This is a genomic window from Gluconobacter cerevisiae (assembly GCF_015244675.1).
GTDB lineage: Bacteria > Pseudomonadota > Alphaproteobacteria > Acetobacterales > Acetobacteraceae > Gluconobacter > Gluconobacter cerevisiae.
Genome location: NZ_JABCQO010000003.1, coordinates 128,245 through 148,630, shown reverse-complemented (window position 1 = coordinate 148,630; position 20,386 = coordinate 128,245). Strand labels below are relative to the sequence as shown.

Here is a 20,386-nt window from a genome sequence, read left to right as displayed (position 1 = left end):
AGGCCCCTGTGCGCTCTGGCGCGCGGGGGCTTTTTTGTTTTTGGCCAGTGCGGAGGGATCAGGGATGGAATGGGAAGCGGCAGCACTGGTTCTGTCGGTCCGGCCTTATGGCGAGGGCAGTGCGCTGGTCCATCTGTTCAGTGAGGAACACGGCGTTTCGCACGGAATGGTGCGGGGCGGGACGTCACGTCGGCAGGCCTCCCTGTGGCAGACTGGCAATCTGGTTATGGCGCGCTGGAGGGCGCGATTGGCGGACCAGCTCGGTACACTGACAGCCGAGCCCGTGCAGTGCGTAGCAGGACGTATTCTGGATGCGCCGCTCCAGCTTGAGATGGTGAGCAGTGCGTGTGTTCTGGTGGATGGAGCACTGCCGCAGGGTGAGGCGCATCCGGAACTGTTCATGCGGCTGGTGCGACTTCTGACGCTGATCAGTGTGGCTCCGGATCCGGCCCCGATGGGGGCTTATCTGCGTTGGGAAAGCCAGCTTCTGGCCGGACTGGGCTATGGGCTTGATCTGTCGGACTGTGCTGTGACGGGCGCGCGGGAAGATCTGGTATATGTGTCTCCCCGTTCCGGCCATGCCGTGTGTCAGAACGGCGCGGGAGAGTGGCGGGACCGTCTGTTGCCGTTGCCCGCGTTGATGATGAATGAAGCAGACGACGGGACGCCTGAAGACTGGAAAAATGGCCTTGCGCTGACAGGACATTTCCTGTCGCGTTGGGTCTTCGGTGTGCGGCACCAGCCCCTGCCAGCAGCACGGGAGCGGCTGGTTGATTATGTGCAGCGGCTTCAGGTCGCTCCCCCGGACAATGCAGTGGACTCCGTTTAGTAAAAAACGTGGCTGGGACCGGGACGCAGGCCGCTGACGACATCCACGTCGGCCGTACTCGCCCAGACGGACCAGTCCCAGCCGGGATGCTGATTAATCTCGGCTGTCATGCGCTGTTCCTGCGCAAGGTCGACCGGATGGCTGGCTCTGTAGGCGGCGTAGGCATTCTTGTCGCCCATATAGACGCAGCCACACGCGATGGGATCAGCGTAAAGCAGGATCGGTTGCCCGTTCTGCATGCGGTAGGCCAATGTGTCGGGGGGCAGGAGGTTCATCATGGCCCAGCGTGCCGTTGTGTCGGCCGGGTGTGCTGTAAAGCCTGCCAGCGCGAGAGACATCTCGGCTTTCTGGATCGGACGGTATGGTGAACAGGCGGCCGTGCCGACAAGGAGGGCGCTGGACAGAAGGGCACGCCAGTGTCTAAGTCCTGCTCGAAAAAGGGGAGCGCCATGGGAACGGATCTGGCTGGTCATATCGAGGATACCAAGCTCGCTGAGGCTCTGAGCGAGCGATATATTGCGTATGCGATGTCGACAATCATGTCGCGTTCCCTTCCGGACGTGCGTGATGGCCTGAAGCCGGTCCACCGCCGCCTCCTTTATGCGATGCAGCAGTTACGCCTTGATCCCACATCAGGGTTTAAAAAGTGTGCACGTGTCGTCGGTGATGTGATTGGTAAATTCCATCCGCATGGTGATGCGTCCGTTTACGAGGCGCTGGTGCGTCTGGCACAGGATTTCGCAGTCCGTTATCCGCTGGTCGAGGGGCAGGGTAATTTCGGCTCCATCGACGGCGATGGCGCGGCGGCCATGCGATATACCGAAAGCCGCCTGACGGAAGTGGCACAGGCGCTCTTGGACGGTATTCAGGACGATGCTGTCGATTTCCGTGCGACCTACGATAATGAAGATCACGAACCGATCGTGCTGCCGGGGACGTTTCCGAATCTGTTGGCCAATGGCGCGGCAGGCATTGCAGTGGGTATGGCGACGAGCATTCCGCCCCATAATGCTGCTGAAATCTGTCGTGCCGCCAAGCTTCTGATCGAGAAGCCGGATGTAACGATCGCCGAACTGGTGGATCTGATTCCGGGGCCGGATTTCCCGACAGGCGGCATTCTGGTGGAAGAGCGCGACTCCATTATCCGTTCGTACGAAACAGGTCGTGGCAGTTTCAGAACGCGCGCACGCTGGGAGGTCGAACAGGGCCGCTTCGGCACCTGGATGATTATTGTCACTGAGATTCCGTATCAGGTGCAGAAATCCCGCCTGATCGAACAGATCGCGGACCTGATGGAACAGCGTAAATTGCCGCTTCTGGGCGATGTCCGTGATGAGAGCACGACCGATATCCGTCTTGTGCTGGAGCCCAAGACCAAGGGTGTCGAGCCCGAAGTCCTGATGGAGACGCTGTTCCGCAATACGGCACTTGAGAACCGTTTCAGCCTGAACATGAATGTTCTGGGCGGTGATCGGGTTCCAGGTGTGTTGTCTCTGAAAGAGGTTCTGCGGGCATGGCTGGACCATGTTCATGAAGTTCTGGTGCGGCGGTCGAACCATCGTCTGGCAGCGGTTCTGCGTCGGCTGGAAATTCTTGATGGTTTCCTTGCAGTCTATCTGAACCTTGATGAAGTGATCCGCATCATCCGCGAGGAAGACGAGCCCAAGGCCAGCCTGATGGACACGTTCAGCCTGACGGATATTCAGGCTGAAGCCGTGCTGAACATGCGGCTGCGCTCTTTGCGGCGGCTTGAAGAAATGGAAATCCAGCGTGAGCGCGATAAACTCGCCGACGAACAGAAGGCGCTTGAAACGCTGCTGGGTTCGGAACGTCGGCGTTGGACGCGGATCTGCAAGGATCTGGACGGCACGATCAAGAAATTCGGGTCAGGTCCGCTTGGTGACCGTCGGACGCTGATTGCCGCAGCGCCGGAGCCGGTTGATATCTCGGCGGCACTGGAAATTGACCGCGAACCGCTGACGGTTCTGCTGTCCCGTGAAGGGTGGATTCGGGCCATGAAGGGCCACGGCCTTGATCCGCAGGGGCATCGCTTCAAGGAAGGCGACGAGGGCTGGCTGTCGGTGGAGTGCCAGAGCACGGACCGGCTGTGCCTGATTTCCAGCAGTGGCAAGGCGTTCACGATCAAGGCTGCTGACCTGCCGCGCGGTCGTGGGTTCGGGCAGCCGTTCCGGACCGTCGTGGAAGTGCCGCAGGAAGACCGGATCGTGACTCTGTTCCCGGTTTCGGACGAAGGACGTCGCCTGATTGCGTCTGCGTCCGGCCGTGGGATGATCGTGTCCGAAGCTGGACTTGTGGCGGAAAAGCGGACGGGGAAGCAGGTCTTCAACGTCAAGGATGGCGACGAGGTCTTTGCCTGTATTCCGGTGGGTGGCACGCATGTCCTGACGCTGGGGCAGAACAAGCGGGCGCTGATTTTCCCGCTGGAACAGGTACCGGAAATGACTCGTGGCGCCGGTGTCGCGTTCCAGAAACTGGGCGATAGTACGCTGCGGGACATGCGGACCCTGACCCTGTCTGATGGGCTGTTGTGGCAGGAAGGTCAGCGCGTCCGTGCAACGGCCGATCTGACGCCACTTGAAGGCCGTCGGGGAGCCGTGGGCCGCGCGGCCCCGCAATGGATGCTGCGTAAGGGCTAAGGGCAGTTAGGCCGGGAGGGGCCCGGTCAGCAGGCTCCAGTGGCCGTCACGAAAAACCTCGGCAGGTCCGAAAGCGGCTTTGTAGGCCATTTTGGGGCTGCCGGGGACGTAATAGCCCAGATACAGGTGCTTCAGTCCCATCCGGGCGGTCTGTTCGATCAGCCACAGGATCGAAAACGTCCCCCAAGATGCCGTCAGATCGTTGACGTCATAGAACGTGTAAACGGCAGACAGCCCATCCGAGAGACGGTCGATCAGGCTGACACAGACAAGCGTTCCATCGGGGCGGCGGAACTCGGCCAGAAACGTCTCGACCGGCGTGTTGGCGATCAGTTCGGCATAATCGCGCCAGCACATATGGGCCATGTCGCCGTCGGGATGGCGGACAGCCTGATACATCTCGAACAGGCGGAACTGCTCGTCGGTGGGAACCGGAGGCACCATGTCGACGATAAGATCAGCATGGCGCTTGCTGATTTTTTTCTGGGTCCGGGTCGGGGCGAAGGTTGCGACCGGAATGCGCATGGGGGTGCAGGCGCGGCAGCCGACACAGACGGGCGCATAGGCGATAGCATGGCTGCGGCGGAACCCGGCCTGTGACAAACGGTTATGCAGGGCAACGGCGTCGGGGCCAGCCAGTTCGGTCAGGACTTTGCGCTCTGTCCGGTCGGGCAGGTAGGGGCACGGGGCCGGAGCCGTCGTGTAGAAGAGCTGTGGGCGGTGCTGCATGGGACGCTCTCCTTTTCAGATGACGGGCTGAACGATGATCCTATCGCAAGGACAGGGGCTGGCGCATCCATGATCTTTGCGAAAGGATGACGAAAGATGGTCCGCACGGATCGTCCATAACAAGGAAATTTATGCTGCACTGGACCGTTTTCCATATTCTCGTGCAGATCCTGCGCTGGGCTCTCCCTCTTTTGGTGACGATTCACGCACTCGTGCACAAACGGAACACGGCGTCCTGTACGGGATGGATCGGCATCTGCTGGATTGCGCCGTTTCTGGGTACGGTTCTGTATCTGATGTTTGGCATCAATCGCGTCCGGCGCCGGGCGCAGAAAATGGTGAACCGTCATCTGTGGGAGGGGCGCGATCCGCTGGCGCAGTACCGGCAGACCGTGGACGGCACTCTGGCGCCACTTTCAAAAATGCTGGGGCGTCTGACGGAACGGCCTCTGATGCGGGGCAATTCCATCACCTGTCTGCATGACGGGGACAATGCCTATCCCGTAATGCTGGAAGCAATCGAGCAGGCGAAGACGTCGATCATCCTGTGTTCCTATATTTTCCGTGACGACAAGGTCGGTCAGCGTTTCGCGGAGGCACTGGTGGCGGCCAAACGGCGAGGCGTGGAGGTCCGTGTTCTGGTGGACGGGATCGGGAGCGGGTATTTCCGCTGCGGCATTGAACGCCGCCTGCGACAGGAGGGTGTGGCCTGCGCGCGCTTCATGCATTCGGTCTGGCCCTGGCGCATGCCATTTATCAATTTGCGCAACCATCGCAAGATCCTTGTGGTGGACGGGACAGTCGGATTCATGGGTGGCTTGAACATCGGCGAGGAGAACATGCTCCGCCTGCGGACAAAGCTGCCGGTGGCGGATACGCATTTTCGTCTTCACGGTCCAATCGTGCATCAGCTTGCAGTTGCGTTCGCGTGGGACTGGTCGTTCACAACGGGTGAAGAGCTTCAGGGCGAGCGTTATCTGCCTGAGCCGCTGCCGATAGGGGACGTTCCCATGCGGATCGTCACGTCAGGGCCGGATACGGATCTGGAAAAGATCGAATACGGGATGTTGCAGGCCTTCGCGCTGGCGCGGAGCCATATCTGGGTGATGACGCCCTATTTCCTGCCGGATGACCGCTTCTCGACCGAGCTTATTCTGGCGGCACTTCGGGGGGTGGTCATTGATATCGTCGTACCGAAGAGCAGCAATCATGCCCTGATCGATCATGCGCGGGACGCCAATCTGCGGCAGTTTCTGGATGCGGGGTGCCGGGTCTGGATGGCAGACCCGCCGTTCAATCATTCCAAGCTGATGGTCGTGGATGATGAATGGAGCTTTGTCGGAAGCGCGAATATCGACATGCGTTCTCTGCGACTGAATTTCGAGATTAATCTGGAAATCTATGACCGGGACGTGGCGAAAGAGCTGGCCACATTCATGGAAACGCATCGTCGCAACCGGCTGACCCATCATGATCTGGACAGCAAGCCATTCCTGATCCGGATGCGCAATAATGCCGTCAGGCTTCTGCTGCCGTATCTCTGAGAGGTGTCAGGCGCCCAACCTGAGCGTAACGCAGATGGGTCGGTGATCCGAGCCGAAGCGCGGCAGAGCGCGGGCCTCCATGCGCGCCAGTCCGCGCACGAGGCAGCGGTCCAGCCGGAGGGGAAGATGGTTCAGCATCCGGTGCGTTTTCTCCTGCGGGCCGACATCAAGAAATCCGGGAAGCAGGACAGGGCCGACCAGATTGAAATCGCCCATGATGACGGCACGGTGTCGCATATTGGTGCTGATGCTGCGAAGCTGCCGCCGGTTGAGCAACTGGCCGTGAGACAGATGGACGTTCGCGAGCGAAAAGCTGCCGAAATCAATAAGCTGTGCCGTACGTTTGACCAGCAGGCCCCGCGGCAGGCGGCAGAATGACGGCGGACGGGTGAAGGGCAGGCGGCTCCAGCAGGCGGTTCCATGCGGACGGCCGGGAAGCGGGATGCGATCGTAATAGCCGCCGAGGATTTCGGGGAGTTCGTCCACGGCCTCCTGCGCTTCCTGCATCACGACGATGTCTGGGTTTTCTGCACGGATGACGGTCAGGACGTCCTCAAGCGAGGCACCTTCCCAGCGGTAAAGATTCCAGCTCAGGATCTTGAAAGAGGCTCCGGATTGAGGAAATACCGTCATTTCGGAGGCTCCGACAGATAGAGAGGTTTACGTTCGCGGTGATGGGGACCGGCAGCGAATTCGCTGGTCAGGGTGTAGCCGACCGCCAGCAAAACGGGACCGAGGAAGATACCGACGCCGCCAAAGGTCACGATCCCCCCCAGAACGCCGAGGACGGTCAGCAGATAGGGAAGCTGGGCGCCCCGGGCGATGAAGGCCGGACGGATGATGTGGTCCGCGCCGGAGATGATGAGAACGCCATAAGTCGCAAGAAACAGCCCATGCCCGACATGATGCGTCATGCCCAGCCAGATGGCGGCTGGCACCCAGACCAGAGGCGCACCGATCGGGAAGACCGCAACAAAAGCGGTGATGCCCGCCAGCAGAACGGGAGACGGCACTCCTGCCAGCATGAGGCCGATTCCGGTCAGAACACCTTGGATCAGCGCCGTACCGAGGATTCCATAGACCGTTCCGCGTACGGTGCGGCCAATGATGTTGATGAGCCGTGGTGTGGTCTGCGGGCCAGCGATACGGTCAATCAGGGCCGCGATGGTATTGCCGAGCGTATCGCCGTTCAGCCAGAGGAAGAATGCGACAAACAGCGCCATGACCAACTCGGCGAGACCGCTTGCGAGACGTAAAAGCACTGTTAAGGTGACATGCGCGATCTGCCCGGCATAGGGGCGCAGAACTTCAGTCGCAAAAGCGCCGACGTCATGGCTGAAATGATGCCAGGCATTGACGAGATGCGGGCCTGCCATGGGGATGCGGTTCATCCATTCCGGGGGCGGGTTCGCACTGGTGACATGCAGGATCAGGGTGTCGATTTCCGAGATCGTGCCGGGAATGTCGTTGATGCCTGCGCTTGTCAGCACCGTCATCGGGACCAGAATGAACAATGCGCTCAGGGCCATCATGGCAAGGGCTGCTAGAACCGGACGGACATGGCGACGCATCCGCCGATAGATCGGCCATGTCGTAAAGGCGAGGATCGCGGCCCACAGAATGGCCGAGAGAAACGGCCACAGGATGATGCCGCATCCATAAGCGATTCCCGCCAGTACCAAGCCAAGGATAATCCGTTCGGTCGTCATGCGTGGATGTACTCCTGTCTGGAAAAAGACGGACGACACGGATTGCATGACTGGGTGGGCTGCGTGCTCATTGAACGACACATTGGCACGCTCTGGCGCCGGGCGCATCCCTCGACCTATGGTGTGGGCATGACGATCTCGCCACTTGTTGATGCCGCGACCCTGATCTCCGAGGTCGGCCGCTTCATTCCCCTTGATGCCAGCGTGCTTTTGCCGGGGCAGAAGGGCGATCCTGATTCCGCATTTGCCACACAGCACCTCCCAACTGCTCGGCGATTCGATATCGACGTCTTTGCCGATCCGGAGAGCTCTCTTCCCCACACGGTCCCGGGTGCGGCGCGGTTTGCCCGGCTGATGGGTGAACTGGGCGTGAGTGAGGAGACACCGGTCGTCTTCTATGACGGGCGTGGAAGTGTGGGCGCCTGCCGTGGATGGTGGCTTGCTCGGCTGTTCGGACACCGAAAAGCACGGATTCTGGATGGTGGTCTTGAGGCGTGGGTGAAGGCAGGCGGCCCGGTCGAAAGTGGTGCGGCACCTACGATCACGCCTGCGGTTTTCCGCCCCCGCCCGCGTTACGGGCTGCTGGCTGGCGCTAGCGATATACGTCAGGCGCTGAAACGGACGGATGCGCTGGTGCTGGATGCAAGAAGTGCAGGTCGCTTCGCCGCGACGGTGCCGGAGCCCCGTCAGGGTGTGAGAGGCGGCCACATGCCGGGTGCGCAGAGCATGGACTGGACGCGCCTTGTGGACGGAAATGGCCGTTTTCTGCCGCCATACGAACTTAGACAGATTCTGGCTGCTGCGGAAGGACGCTCCGTCATTGCAAGCTGTGGCTCTGGTCTGACGGCTGCAACGATCGTGGTGGCACTGGCAATCGCAGGCTATGACGACGCGGCTTTGTATGATGGGTCCTGGGCGGAATGGGGAAGTGATCCCGACGCGCCGGTTGTGACGGAAGAGGCATGAGCATGAGTGATCTGGAGCAGCGGGTAAGCGCAGGATGGGGCCGGATGGCGTCGATGCTGGTGCGGGAGGGACGCTCGCATGATCTTCCCGAGACGGGAGAGTTCGTGAACGCGCCGGTCAGCCGGGGTTCGACGGTCCTGTTCCCGACGCTGGAGGCCATGAACAGAACAGACGGACGCAGCCACGCGCACAAGGCGGTGTATGGGGCGATGGGATCGCCGATCCAGCACCAGCTTGAAGAAATGCTCAGCCTGATCGAAGGCGGGACACATACGCAGGTCGTCAATTCGGGGCTGGCGGCATGTACGATGCCGCTTCTGGCGTTTCTCGGCTGCGGCGATCACCTGCTTCTGCCCGATTCGGTTTATGGCCCCACGCGACGTTTTGCAGGGACAATGCTTCAGCGGCTGGGTGTGGTGACAACCTATTATCCGCCCATGGCCTCACGCGCCGAAATCAAGGCGCTCATCCGCCCCGAGACGAAGGTTCTGTTTGCCGAAAGCCCGGGTAGCCATACGTTTGAGGTGCAGGATGTGCCGATGCTGGCCGAAGTGGCGCATGAGGCAGGGGCGTTGCTCATGCTGGATAACACCTGGGGGATCGGCGTGTTTCAGCCATTCGTTCATGGGGTGGACGTGTCAATTCAGGCTCTGACGAAATATCCCGCCGGGCATTCGGACGTCATCATGGGATCGGTCACGGTCAATGACGAAGCTCACTGGAAAACGCTGCGTGATGCGGCGATCCAACTCGGTCAGTGCGCGGGGCCAGATGACTGCTGGCTGACGCTGCGCGGCCTGCGAACGATGGGCGTGCGGTTGGCGCATCAGGCACGGTCAGCTCTGGACATCGCGCAATGGCTCAAAACGCGCCCCGAAGTCGCACGGGTGCTGCATCCGGCACTTGAAGATTGTCCGGGACATCAGTTCTGGAAGCGGGACTTCACAGGCGCCTGCGGGTTGTTCGGGGTTGAGCTTCAGCCGGGCATTTCCGTCGAGGCAACCGAACGCATGATCGACGGACTGAGCCTGTTCGGGATCGGGGCGTCGTGGGGCGGTTATGAAAGCCTTGTCCTGCCGACGACCGGGCATATCCGGCGTGTTACGGGTGAGGGCGGTCCGACATCGGCGACGTTCCGCCTCCATATCGGGCTTGAAGACGTTGAGGACCTGAAAACCGATCTGGCGCGCGGACTGGATGGCCTTCAGTTCTGAACCTTAGCGGCGGCGGAACGTCAGGGCTTCAGCGACATGATGGCGCTGGATGCTCTGCGTTCCTTCCAGATCGGCAATGGTGCGGGAGACGCGGATCAGGCGCGTGATGCCACGGTTGGATAGGCGCAGCTTTTCGGCAGCCTGTTCAGCGAGAGAGCGGGCGTCATCGTCCATGTCCAGATCGTCCGGGGACGCCTGCGAGTTCGGAACGCCCTGACGGACAATCTGGCGCCTGCGGGCAATTTCCACGCGGGCCCGCACCGCTGCGCTGTTTTCGCCTTTCGGGGCTCGGCTGATCTCGATCGGAGAGAGCGGCTCGATCTGGACGCAGAGATCCATACGGTCGAGCATCGGGCCGGAAATCTTGGCCGTGTAATCCTCGCCACAACGCGGGGCCTTACGGCAGCTTCGCTCCAGATCGCCCAGATAGCCGCAACGACACGGGTTCATGGCCGCGATGAACTGAAAGCGCGCGGGATAGGTCGTGTGATGGGCCGCGCGGGCAATGGAAATGCTGCCGGTTTCGATGGGCTGACGCAGGGACTCCAGACAGGAGCGTGAAAATTCCGGCAACTCGTCGAGAAACAGGACGCCATTATTGGCCAGACTGACCTCGCCAGGCCGGGCTTTCGCGCCGCCTCCGACGATGGCGGGAAGGCTCGCGCTGTGATGCGGTGCGCGATAGGGCGGCCGAACGACCAGTCTTCCATTCTGTAGGATGCCGGAGACACTGTGAATCCGGCTGGTTTCAAGCGCTTCTTCGCGTGTCAGATTGGGAAGAATACCAGGCAGACGACTAGCGAGCATGGATTTCCCGGCACCGGGCGGTCCGCTCATGAGCATGGAATGTGCTCCTGCGGCGGCAATTTCCAGAGCGCGCCGTCCGATCGCCATGCCTTTGACATCTGAAAGATCCGGTCCGTATTCAAGAACCTGTTCACTTGGCAGCGGTGCCGGAGACAGGATCTGTTGCCCTTGAAAATGGGAGACGAGAGCGGCAAGCGTGGGCGCCCCGAGAACGTCCGTGCTCCCATTGCCCCAGCGTGCTTCAAGAGCCTGCGCGATCGGACAGATCAGGCCGAGTTTGTCCGCGACGGCGCCGATGGCAGCCGAAAGAACGCCAGCAACGGGGTTGATCCGCCCATCCAGTGAGAGTTCGCCAACGGCGGCATAGGCCGAGACAGCCTCAAAAGACAGAACGCCCATAGCGCAAAGCAACCCAAGTGCGATGGGCAGATCGAAATGCGCGCCTTCTTTGAGAAGATCGGCAGGGACGAGATTGACGAGAATGCGTTTGGGCGGGAGCGCCAGTCCCATGGCTGTTAATGCAGCACGGACACGTTCGCGGGCTTCCCCGACGGATTTGTCCGCCAGCCCTACGACGAGAAACGCCGGAAGGCCGCTGGACACTTGAACCTCGACCTTAACCGGAACGGCTTCGATGCCCGAGAAGGCAAAGCTCTGGATACGGGCAAGGGCAGGTATATGCGGGCTAGGACTCGTCATGAGACAAATCCTAGCCCGAAATTATTTCTTGTTGGTTAACGGAAAATCTCAGGAGCGCTGGTACAGCAGACGGGCACGAAGTGTGCCATCCAGTGCCTTAAGGCCGTCCAGCAGCGTCGTGTCCATGTCAGAGCCTTCTGACTCGGCTTCGACGACGACATATCCCACTTCGCCATCCGTCTGGAGGTATTGGGCGGTCACGTTGCAGTTGTGTGCGGCGAACAGATCGTTGATCTGGCGCATGATGCCTGGTCGGTTGGCGTGGACATGCATGAAGCGCGTGCCGCGCGGGCGTTCGGGAAGCTGGACACTGGGAAAGTTGACCGACCCAATCGTGGACCCCACGTCGGAATAATCGACCAGCTTGCGCGCGACTTCAACGCCGATGCGCTCCTGCGCTTCCATAGTGGAGCCGCCGATATGCGGCGTGAGAATGACATTCTCCAGACCCTGAAGCGGGGATTTGAATTCTTCGCCAGCCTTCTTGGGCTCGACGGGGAACACGTCGACAGCAGCACCCATAAGATGGCCGTCTTTGAGGGCGGCAGCGAGGGCGTCGAGGTCCACGACGCTGCCGCGCGCGTTATTGAGAAGGATGGAATTGGGTTTCATGGCCCGGATTTCCGTCTCTCCGATCAGCAGATCGGTCTCAGGCGTCTGCGGGACGTGGAGGCTGACGATGTCGGACTCGGCCAGCAGATCATGCAGGGTCGAAACGGCGATGGCATTGCCGTGTGGCAGACGTGGCATCACGTCGAAATACAGAACGCGCATGCCGAAAGCCTCGGCGAGGACGGACAACTGCGATCCGATGGAGCCGTAGCCGACGATACCGAGCGTCTTGCCGCGGACTTCCCAGGCATTGGTGGCGGATTTGTCCCAGCCGCCCTTGTGGCAGGCTTCCGAGCGCGACGGGATGCGACGGAGCAGCATGACGATCTCGCCCATAACCAGTTCTGCCACGGAACGGGTATTGCTGAAGGGCGCGTTGAACACGGGAATGCCGAGCATGCGTGCGGCATTCAGATCGACCTGATTGGTGCCGATGCAGAAGCAGCCAATGGCCATGAGGCGGTCTGCGGATTCAAGGACGTCCTGTGTGAGCTGGGTCCGGCTGCGGATGCCAACCATGTGCACACCCTGAAGGGCCTCTTTCAGCGCATCGCCTTCAAGCGCACCCTTGACCCGCGTGACCTCTGCATAGCCCTCTGCGGCGAAATGGGAAGCGGCGCTTTCGTGAATGCCTTCCAGAAGAAGAATGCGGATCTTGTTCTTGGGGAGAGAGAACTGCGTTTCCATAAATCCGTCCCGGTCATGAACCGGAAGGCTCCGGTTTCAATTCAAACTGGTTTTACCAGATCTGGCCGTGACCAGACCGGCCCCGGCTGATGTCTGCCGCCACTTCCGCCGGGGTCCCCTCCCTAGCCGATCAGCGGGTTTCAGGAAAGATGGCGCACGAGTTCGGGAAGCAGGGTTGCGTCTCCGCAGGCGAGGACGGTGCCGTCGCTTTCGAGAGTCAGTCGCTGTCCCTGCCAGTCCGTGATGCGGCCTCCCGCACCTTCTACAACCGGAACGAGCGCGCCCCAGTCCCACGGATTCATGGTGCATTCCGCAATGATGTCGATCTGCCCAAGGGCAAGGAGGCCGTAAGCATAGCAGTCTCCGCCCCAGGATGTGCGGCGGGTGTGCTTCTGCAGGTTGGCAAAGCGGGGCGCATGACCGGCGGTCATAATTTCCGGGGCAGTGCAGGACAGTTCTGCGTCCGCGGCTTTCGGGCAGAGACGGGTACCAATCGTGCCGGGCAGGCGATCGGACAGAAACTGCGTGGGTCGTCCCGAAACACCAATCCAGCGCTCCCCGGTCACGGGCTGATCGATCAGCCCGAGCACAGGACGACCTTTATGGAAAAGGGAAATGAGCGTGCCGAAAGTGGGACGACCGGTCAGGAAGGCGCGGGTGCCGTCAATGGGATCGAGAACCCAGAGCCAGTCGCCATTCGTGCCGCTGATGCCGCTTTCTTCCCCGAGAATGGAATGTTCCGGTAGGCGCTCTGCGAGAATGTCGCGCATGGCCTGCTCTGCCTGACGGTCCGCAATGGTGACGGGGCTGTCATCGGATTTCGCATCGGCGCGCAGAGATGTGCGGAAATAGGGCAGGACGATTTTGCGGGCGGTATCCGCACAGGCTGTTGCGGCATCAATGGCACTTTGCACCACGGTTTCAGTCATGATTTGTGTCTATTCCCGTCCTGTGAGCGCTGCATGAGATTGACGCCCGTGGTGGCGGGCGGCATCAGAGGAGCCATGCATCCGATCATCGTCATTCCCTCCAGACTTGCTTCGACCCGTCTGCCGCGCAAGCCCCTCGCTGATATTGGTGGCGTTCCCATGATCGTCCGGGTCGCCCGTCAGGCTCTGGCAGCACAGATCGGCCCAGTCGTTGTAGCAGCGGGAGACGAGGAAATTCTGGAGGCCGTCAAAGGGATATCCGGCGTAAGGGGCGTGCTGACCGACTCGGATCTGGCGAGCGGCTCCGATCGTGTTCATGCCGCTTTGTCGGACGTGGACCCTGATGGCGCTCATGATGTGGTCATCAACCTTCAGGGCGATCTGCCCCTGATTGCGCCTTCCAGCCTGACCGCCGTTCTGAAACCGCTTGAAGATCCGGCGATCGATATCGGAACACTGGCCGCTCCTGTGATGAGCGATGCCGAGCGCGATGCTACGCAGGTCGTCAAGATTGCGTGTGATTTTGACGGAGCGGATGTGACGCGGGCGCTGTATTTCTCGCGCCTGCCTATCCCGTGGGGTGACGGACCGCACTGGCATCATGTAGGCGTGTATGCCTGGCGACGGACCGCTCTGGAGCGTTTTGTGGCTCTTACGCCTTCTGCTCTGGAGCGACGGGAAAGCCTTGAACAGCTTCGTGCACTACAGGCTGGCATGACGATCGGCTGTGCGAGGATTGACCATGCCCCCCAAGGGGTGGATACGCCTGCTGATCTTGAGCATGTGAGAGGGTTGGTCTGATGCCGGTCATTGCATTTCAGGGCCGTCCGGGCGCCTATTCCGATCTGGCCTGCCGTCAGGCGCGTCCGGGCTGGACAACGCTGCCTTGCCCGACCTTTGCCGATGCGATTGACGCCGTGCATGACGGGCGCGCCGAAGAGGCGCTGCTGGCCTGCGAAAACACACTCGCCGGGCGCGTTCCGGACATTCATTCCCTGCTGCCTGATGCCGGACTTCATATCGTTGGGGAATATTTCCAGCGCGTAGAGCACTGTCTTCTGGGGGTGCCGGGGGCAAAGGTCGAGGATATCCGGCGCATTCATACGCATCCGGTTGCTCTGGGACAGGTTCGCAAGCTGATTAGCGAGCTTGGGGTAGAGCCGGTGGTGCAGTTCGATACAGCGGGCGCGGCCGAAATGGTCGCGCAGTGGGGACGGGTAGAAGATGCGGCCATTGCCTCCTCACTTGCGGCTGAACTGAACGGACTGAAGGTACTGCGCAGCAATGTGGAGGATGCCTCTCACAACACGACGCGCTTTTATCGTGTCTCCCGCAAGTCTTGCATTCCCTCGCCTGAACGCACAGATGTGCTGACGACACTGTTGATGCGGGTCGGAAACTGTCCGGGTGCGCTCTATGCGGCATTGGGTGGATTTTCCCGGCATGGTATCAACATGACGCGGATCGAAAGTTACATGCTGGACGGCTCGTTCACTGCGACGCAGTTCCTGATGGATGTCGAGGGACATCCCGAACAGGCAGCACTGGCCAGTGCGTTCGCGGAACTGGAGCAGGTCAGCGATGATCTCAGAATTCTGGGTGTTTACCCAAGCAGCCTCTCACGGCACTCAGCGTGATGGCAGGACAGGAATCCATGACAGAAGGCGAAACAATGGCTGACACGAGCATGTATCAGGGGTCGCTGACGGCTCTGGTGACCCCGATGCATACGGACGGGCGGATTGATTTCGACGTTTCGGCGAAGCTTATCGAGCGCCAGATTGACGCTGGCACTACGGCGTTGATCCCTGCCGGAACAACAGGTGAAAGCCCAACCCTCTCACATGAAGAGCATGGCCGGGTTGTCGCGCACTGTGTCGAGACTGCGAATGGCCGGGTGCGAGTCATGGCAGGAGCGGGTTCGAACAGCACCTCTGAAGCCGTTCTTATGGCAAAGCATGCCCATTCTGTTGGGGCGGACAGTCTTCTAGTCGTTGTGCCGTATTACAATAAGCCATCTCAGGAAGGGCTGTACCGTCATTTTATGACGATTGCAGATGCCACCCCCCTACCGCTTTTCCTGTACTGTATTCCGGGTCGATCCGTTGTCGATATTTCAGTGTCGACCATGGCGCGTCTGGGAGAACATCCCAATATCGTTGGAACGAAGGATGCCACGGCCAATATGGCACGGCCGATCGCGGTCCGTCGGGCAGTAAACAAGCCTTTCAACCAGCTTGCTGGTGACGACAATACCGTTCTGTCGTTCCTGGCTGCGGGTGGTGATGGATGTATTGGTGTGACGTCCAATGTCGTGCCGCATCTGTGCGCGGATATGCATCTGGCCTGGCAGGAAGGGCGGATCGAAGATGCGATCGCCATTCAGGACCATCTGACCCCGCTGCATGACGCGATGTTCATGGAAAGCAATCCGGGGCCAGTCAAGTACGCGATGTCGCGGCTCGGTCTGTGCGGTGCGACGCTGCGTCTTCCTCTGGCAGAGCCTCAGGAAGCGACTCGTCTGGCTATTGACGAAGCCCTGCGTGCTCTCGAACTTTTGGATTGAGCACAGGTATGGCGGGGAAGAAAACCAAAAGCGGCATGATTTCTCATGGTATTGCCGCTCAGAACCGCAAGGGTCGGTTTGACTATACGATTCTGGAGACGACGGAAGCAGGGATTGTTCTGAAGGGACCAGAGGTTAAAAGCCTTCGTTTTGGACGGGCGACGATCACGGAGGCTTATGCAGCCGAGCGTGATGGCGAAATCTGGCTCTTTAATTCCTATATTCCGGAATATCAGGGAGGTGTCCTCTCGCGCTTCGAGCCGCGAGCGCCACGCAAGCTCCTGATGCATCGCAAGCAGATCGTTCATTTTCTGGATTCGGTCAGTCGTGCGGGCGCCAGTCTGGTGCCGCTTGATATCCATTTCAATGATCGCGGAATGGCGAAAGTGACGCTGGGCTTGGGTCAGGGGCGTCGCAAGGAAGACAAACGACATGCTATTGCCGAGCGGGACTGGAAACGGGACAAAGCCAGATTAGTTCGCAGTAGTGGTAAAGACTATGGGTAAAAACCCTGAAGGCCGGATTTGATCCGGCCTTTTTTTATGTCTTAAGACAGCGGCTATAATTCTGGACACAAAAAAAACCGCTGCAGCAGAAGCTGGCAGCGGCTCTTTTTACTCAGACCGAAGTCCGGGTCGTTCAGTCAGCGCTGATTTCAGCAGCTTCCGGACCCTTCTGGCCCTGAACAACCTTAACGTTGATTGTCTGACCTTCGTCAAGCGTCGGCAGACCGGAACGCTCGAGAGCGGAAGCGTGGACAAAGATGTCCTTGCCACCGGATTCCGGCGTAATGAAGCCGAAGCCCTTCGTGGCGTTGTACCACTTGACCGTGCCACGCATATCTTCAGCGCGGGACAGGTCAGGAGCCGGACGGCCCGGACGTGCCGATGCGCCACCGAAGCGGGGCTGATCGCCGAAAGCAGCGCGCGGGCGCGGTGCTTCTGCCGTGCTTTCGTCAACGGAGAGAACTTCAGCGACCTGACGACCCTTCGGGCCCTGGCCGATGCGGACCACAACGGTCGCGCCCGGGTTCACGGCGCTGACACCGGCATTGGTGAGAGCATTGGCGTGCAGGAAGATGTCGCCCGAGCCATCGGATAGTTCAACGAAACCGAAACCCTTTTCGGTGTTGAACCACTTCACGCGGGAGCTGATTTCCGGGCCTGAAGCTGCGACGAAGCTGTTGCTGCTGCGACGAGGTGCGCCGTAGCCGCCACCACCGCCACCATTTCCACCACCAAAGCCTCCACGGTCGCCATAGGACGGCTGGGACGAGTATGTGTCGTCAAACCCGCCGCGGCGAGGTGAGTTGAAGCTGCTGCGGTCGGTTCTGTTGTTTCTCAACGGTCTAATCCCGAGACTGGGGTGTCATGATAGGGCGGACCCTGCCGTGACGTAATTTCAAAAATTTGGAAAAAAACGATGCTGCTTTTCTCCTGTAATAAGCTGTAGCACGGTTTTTTCCTTCTCTGCCACAGGGAATATCGGGCTGAAACATAACTCGCGCTAATTTTAAGATTGTGATGTGTCCCGTCGACACTTTGATTTCGCTTCTGGAAATGACATACACACGTTTTCCAGTACTTGATGGTCCCGGATCCCGCGCGTAACAGAGGTGCCCATGCGAAGCAGACTGACTTTTTCCATTGGAGCCACTGCCGTGCTGGCGCTGTCTTCATCCGCCATGGCGACACCATTGCAGGATCCTTATGGAACCTGGACTGTTCAGGGTGAGAATGACGCCATTTCCACTCTGAAAGGCACATCGGATCAGTATTATACGTCTGGTCTGCGCATCAACTGGACCTCCGGGACCGATAACCTGCCGCGCCCGATTGCAAAGCTGAACCGTATCCTGATGGGAGAAGGCGTCCAGCGCATCAGCATCGGTTTGCAGCAGATCATTGATACGCCGCGCGATACACAGGCTGATAATCCCCCGCAGGGTGACCGGCCTTATGCGGGACTGCTGCTGGGGACTGTCAATCTTATCAACGATACTGATCTGTCCCGGACCGTAATGGGCGTCCAGTTCGGCATGCTTGGTCCATCAGGACTCGGGCGTCAGGTCCAGAATGGGTTCCACAAAGCCATCAGCGATACGCCGAGCACGGGTTGGGGGCATCAGCTTGCAAACCAGCCGATCTTTCAGGTTCAGGCCGGGCGGATCTGGCGCCTGCCAGTCCTGAATGTTTATGGCATTCATGCTGACGTGCTGCCCGCGATCTCAGGAGCTGCCGGTGATTACCGGACCTATGCCGACGTGGCGACGACGTTCCGTATCGGTCAGGGGCTCGACAGCGATTTCGGCAATGCGACAATCGGTCCGGGGCTGGACGGAACGGATGCGTTCCGTGCGACTCGACCTTTCGCCTGGTATTTCTACGGTGGGGTCGAAGGTCAGGCCGTGGGATATGACGTGACGCTTCAAGGCAGCACAGTTCGTCCCAATGCGCCGCATGTGAACAAGATCTGGGATGTGGGTGAGGTTCATGCTGGTGTCGCGGTGATGTGGCACGGCGTACGCCTGTCTTACAGCCAGAACTGGCAGACAGCACAGTTCCAGACCCAAAAGGCCGGTCTGTTCAACTATGGATCGCTCAAGCTTTCTGTAAAGTTCTGAACTGCTCCGACAGACAATTCGAAAAGGCCGTCTTTCTGAAAGAAGGCGGCCTTTTTTATGTCATGGCAGGGTGTGGAACATGGCTGTCGCGGATTGGTGCGCCAAGAAGATAGCCCTGAACTTCCTCACAACCATTGGCATCCAGCAAGGCCATCTGGTGTTCGGTTTCCACGCCCTTTGCGCAACAGGTGATGTTCAATGATCGTGCCAGAGACAGGATGGCGTACATCACTTCGTCAGCACGCATGTCTTCACCCAGATACTGGACAAAGCCACGATCGAGTTTGATCTGGTCCAGCGGATAAATCCGCAGACGCTCTAGCGAAGAATACCCAGCCCCAAAATCGTCAATGGCAAGCCGTACGCCGAGTGCGCGAACGCGGGAGAGTTCGCGAAAAGCGATATCGGATGGACCGAATGGCCGACATTCAGAAAGTTCGATCTGTAAGCGGCCCGGAGGAAGCCCCGTTTCTTTCAGAACAGTATCGACAAGGAGAGCAAGCCGCTCATTGACCAGCCAGACGGGCGAGACATTCACACAAACCCGTAACGGGGTAGGCCAGCGCAGCGCAGCCAGACAGGCATTGCGCAAACTCCAGCTGTCGAGCGCTTCGATGATACCGGCTTCTTCAGCGTAGCGGATGAACAGGTTCGGTGCCACTTCGCCGTGTCCGGGGCGGGTCCAGCGTAACAACGCTTCGTGACCAACGATTTTCTGGGATTCCGTATCGACGATCGGCATCCACTTGAGGAAAAGTGCGCCATCCTCGACGGCCTTGAGCAGATCCTGCTCAAGATTGGACGTGATGGCGTAGGTATTGGTGAGTTCTGCGTTAGCGCGCCGCTCATGGCCGCCCCCGGTACGGTTGGCTTCAGTCAGAGCCGCGCGTGCAGCGAGAATGAGCTGGTTCGCATCTTCGGCATCCTGTGGATACACGCTCCAGCCTGCAGAAATCGAGAAAGCAACAGCCCCTATTTCCAGAGAAACAGGTGTGCTGGAAATCTGAAGAATCGCGTTCACCAGAGACCGGGTGGTGACGGCCGTTGTGCCCGGTGGGGTCAGAACCATGAAATGACCGCCCCCGATCGAACTCAGGAAAGCGCCTTCCGGCAGGACGCACTTTAAGCGTCGGATCATTTCCGCCAGGATCAGGTCAGCCGTATCCCATCCGTAACGCTCGTTGATCAGTGAGAGATGATCGAGATTAAGATGAATGAGGCTGAAAACCGCACGGCGGGAAAGCTTTCCTGTTCTTTCGATAAACTGGTTCAGAACCAGAAGGCTTTCTTCGCGGTCAGGAAGGGAGGACCTTCCGGCATGTTCCAGGGCTTCACTTGAAAGCTGGTTGGCAACGCCCTGCATGGCGCTTTCAGCTACAGACGAAAAGCTGTTGCCTTCCAGACGAAGGGCAATGAGGAACTGTCTGGGGCCGTTGTCATATGCCTGATTCGCAATGGGTAGTCCGATAAGCGACCAGTCTTTAAAAAACGGGCACGAAAAAACGGTTTTGCCATCCCGTCTGCGTTCTGCATCCAGAATGATATTGCCTGCGTCCATCTTGTGCAGAGCGGCAGGCAGGCTTCCTGCGGACTGGAGAACGACTGGTGTTCCGTTTTCAGAAATGTCGAGCAATGCGACTGCCGAACCACCCGTTGCAGGCAGAAGCAGGCGAAAGAGCAGCGATCGACGTTCTGAAGAGGCGCCAGAGTATTCGTGCTTTGTCTTCTCCTGAGCGTCTCTGGCAGGACTGCTCACCATTTGTGGACTCCATGAAATTCGGTTGAACGCATTACTGATAAATTCACAGTATTATA

General features: G+C 59.4%; 19 protein-coding genes. 10 read left to right on the top strand and 9 right to left on the bottom strand.

Annotated features, from left to right (window positions below):
* Positions 1-64 precede the first annotated feature (64 nt).
* Positions 65-829, top strand: coding sequence for a DNA repair protein RecO (gene recO, locus HKD21_RS05505; protein WP_194254602.1), 765 nt, complete (start codon positions 65-67; stop codon positions 827-829).
* On the opposite strand, the gene HKD21_RS05500 is transcribed toward recO, so the two are convergent.
* Entirely contained in the window at positions 826-1,302 is a 477-nt protein-coding gene (locus HKD21_RS05500) for a hypothetical protein (RefSeq protein WP_194254601.1), read from the bottom strand. The genes recO and HKD21_RS05500 overlap by 4 nt on opposite strands.
* Here HKD21_RS05500 and parC point away from each other — a divergent pair.
* The gene (parC, locus tag HKD21_RS05495) at positions 1,279-3,486 is read left to right on the top strand and encodes a DNA topoisomerase IV subunit A (RefSeq protein WP_194254600.1); all 2,208 of its coding nucleotides are present in this window, start codon (positions 1,279-1,281) and stop codon (positions 3,484-3,486) included. The two genes, HKD21_RS05500 and parC, sit on opposite strands and share 24 nt — an antisense overlap.
* Before the next feature lie 6 nt (positions 3,487-3,492).
* Here the strand turns inward: parC and HKD21_RS05490 are convergent, their stop codons facing one another.
* Positions 3,493-4,215 (bottom strand): arginyltransferase, encoded by a 723-nt coding sequence (locus HKD21_RS05490; RefSeq protein WP_194254599.1) that lies wholly within the window; start codon positions 4,213-4,215, stop codon positions 3,493-3,495.
* A gap of 131 nt (positions 4,216-4,346) precedes the next feature.
* Between HKD21_RS05490 and cls the strand changes: the two genes are divergently transcribed.
* Positions 4,347-5,759 (top strand): cardiolipin synthase, encoded by a 1,413-nt coding sequence (gene cls / locus HKD21_RS05485; protein WP_194254598.1) that lies wholly within the window; start codon positions 4,347-4,349, stop codon positions 5,757-5,759.
* Between the two features lie 6 nt (positions 5,760-5,765).
* Here cls and HKD21_RS05480 read toward each other — a convergent pair whose 3' ends face one another.
* Both HKD21_RS05480 and HKD21_RS05475 read right to left on the bottom strand, forming a co-directional pair.
* The gene (locus HKD21_RS05480) at positions 5,766-6,392 is read right to left on the bottom strand and encodes an endonuclease/exonuclease/phosphatase family protein (RefSeq protein ID WP_194254597.1); all 627 of its coding nucleotides are present in this window, start codon (positions 6,390-6,392) and stop codon (positions 5,766-5,768) included.
* The gene (locus tag HKD21_RS05475) at positions 6,389-7,468 is read right to left on the bottom strand and encodes an AI-2E family transporter (RefSeq protein WP_194254596.1); all 1,080 of its coding nucleotides are present in this window, start codon (positions 7,466-7,468) and stop codon (positions 6,389-6,391) included. Before HKD21_RS05475 ends, HKD21_RS05480 begins: the two co-directional genes overlap by 4 nt.
* Before the next feature lie 63 nt (positions 7,469-7,531).
* Between HKD21_RS05475 and HKD21_RS05470 the strand changes: the two genes are divergently transcribed.
* Together HKD21_RS05470 and metC are read left to right on the top strand one after the other, a co-directional pair.
* The gene (locus HKD21_RS05470) at positions 7,532-8,434 is read left to right on the top strand and encodes a sulfurtransferase (RefSeq protein ID WP_322782908.1); all 903 of its coding nucleotides are present in this window, start codon (positions 7,532-7,534) and stop codon (positions 8,432-8,434) included.
* A 2-nt stretch (positions 8,435-8,436) separates the two neighbouring features.
* The gene (metC, locus tag HKD21_RS05465; protein WP_194254763.1) at positions 8,437-9,648 is read left to right on the top strand and encodes a cystathionine beta-lyase; all 1,212 of its coding nucleotides are present in this window, start codon (positions 8,437-8,439) and stop codon (positions 9,646-9,648) included.
* 3 nt (positions 9,649-9,651) lie between these two features.
* Here the strand turns inward: metC and HKD21_RS05460 are convergent, their stop codons facing one another.
* The 3 genes from HKD21_RS05460 to HKD21_RS05450 form a co-directional block, all read right to left on the bottom strand.
* Complete coding sequence (locus HKD21_RS05460; protein ID WP_194254595.1) at positions 9,652-11,154, bottom strand: YifB family Mg chelatase-like AAA ATPase; 1,503 nt, start codon at positions 11,152-11,154, stop codon at positions 9,652-9,654.
* Between the two features lie 48 nt (positions 11,155-11,202).
* On the bottom strand, positions 11,203-12,453 hold the full coding sequence (serA, locus tag HKD21_RS05455; protein ID WP_194254594.1) for a phosphoglycerate dehydrogenase: 1,251 nt from the start codon (positions 12,451-12,453) through the stop codon (positions 11,203-11,205).
* A 140-nt stretch (positions 12,454-12,593) separates the two neighbouring features.
* Entirely contained in the window at positions 12,594-13,382 is a 789-nt protein-coding gene (locus tag HKD21_RS05450) for an inositol monophosphatase family protein (protein ID WP_194254593.1), read from the bottom strand.
* Between the two features lie 75 nt (positions 13,383-13,457).
* On the opposite strand from HKD21_RS05450, the gene HKD21_RS05445 reads away from it, so the two are divergent.
* From HKD21_RS05445 to smpB, 4 genes are read left to right on the top strand one after another with little or no spacing between them, the layout of a single operon-like run.
* Positions 13,458-14,183, top strand: coding sequence for a 3-deoxy-manno-octulosonate cytidylyltransferase (locus HKD21_RS05445; protein WP_194254762.1), 726 nt, complete (start codon positions 13,458-13,460; stop codon positions 14,181-14,183).
* Positions 14,183-15,019 (top strand): prephenate dehydratase, encoded by an 837-nt coding sequence (locus tag HKD21_RS05440; protein ID WP_194254592.1) that lies wholly within the window; start codon positions 14,183-14,185, stop codon positions 15,017-15,019. The genes HKD21_RS05445 and HKD21_RS05440 overlap by 1 nt, the downstream gene beginning before the upstream one ends.
* A gap of 17 nt (positions 15,020-15,036) precedes the next feature.
* Positions 15,037-15,948, top strand: coding sequence for a 4-hydroxy-tetrahydrodipicolinate synthase (dapA, locus tag HKD21_RS05435; protein ID WP_228121023.1), 912 nt, complete (start codon positions 15,037-15,039; stop codon positions 15,946-15,948).
* Between the two features lie 8 nt (positions 15,949-15,956).
* Positions 15,957-16,454: an SsrA-binding protein SmpB gene (smpB, locus tag HKD21_RS05430; protein ID WP_194254591.1), complete on the top strand. Its 498-nt coding sequence runs from the start codon at positions 15,957-15,959 to the stop codon at positions 16,452-16,454.
* A gap of 133 nt (positions 16,455-16,587) precedes the next feature.
* Here smpB and HKD21_RS14560 read toward each other — a convergent pair whose 3' ends face one another.
* Positions 16,588-17,292, bottom strand: a complete 705-nt coding sequence (locus HKD21_RS14560; protein ID WP_194254590.1) for a cold-shock protein — start codon at positions 17,290-17,292, stop codon at positions 16,588-16,590.
* Between the two features lie 277 nt (positions 17,293-17,569).
* On the opposite strand from HKD21_RS14560, the gene HKD21_RS05420 reads away from it, so the two are divergent.
* Positions 17,570-18,571 carry a lipid A deacylase LpxR family protein gene (locus tag HKD21_RS05420; RefSeq protein WP_194254589.1) on the top strand — a complete coding sequence of 334 codons (1,002 nt, stop codon included), beginning with the start codon at positions 17,570-17,572 and terminating at the stop codon, positions 18,569-18,571.
* A gap of 55 nt (positions 18,572-18,626) precedes the next feature.
* Here HKD21_RS05420 and HKD21_RS05415 read toward each other — a convergent pair whose 3' ends face one another.
* Positions 18,627-20,330, bottom strand: coding sequence for a putative bifunctional diguanylate cyclase/phosphodiesterase (locus tag HKD21_RS05415; RefSeq protein ID WP_228121021.1), 1,704 nt, complete (start codon positions 20,328-20,330; stop codon positions 18,627-18,629).
* Positions 20,331-20,386 lie beyond the last annotated feature (56 nt).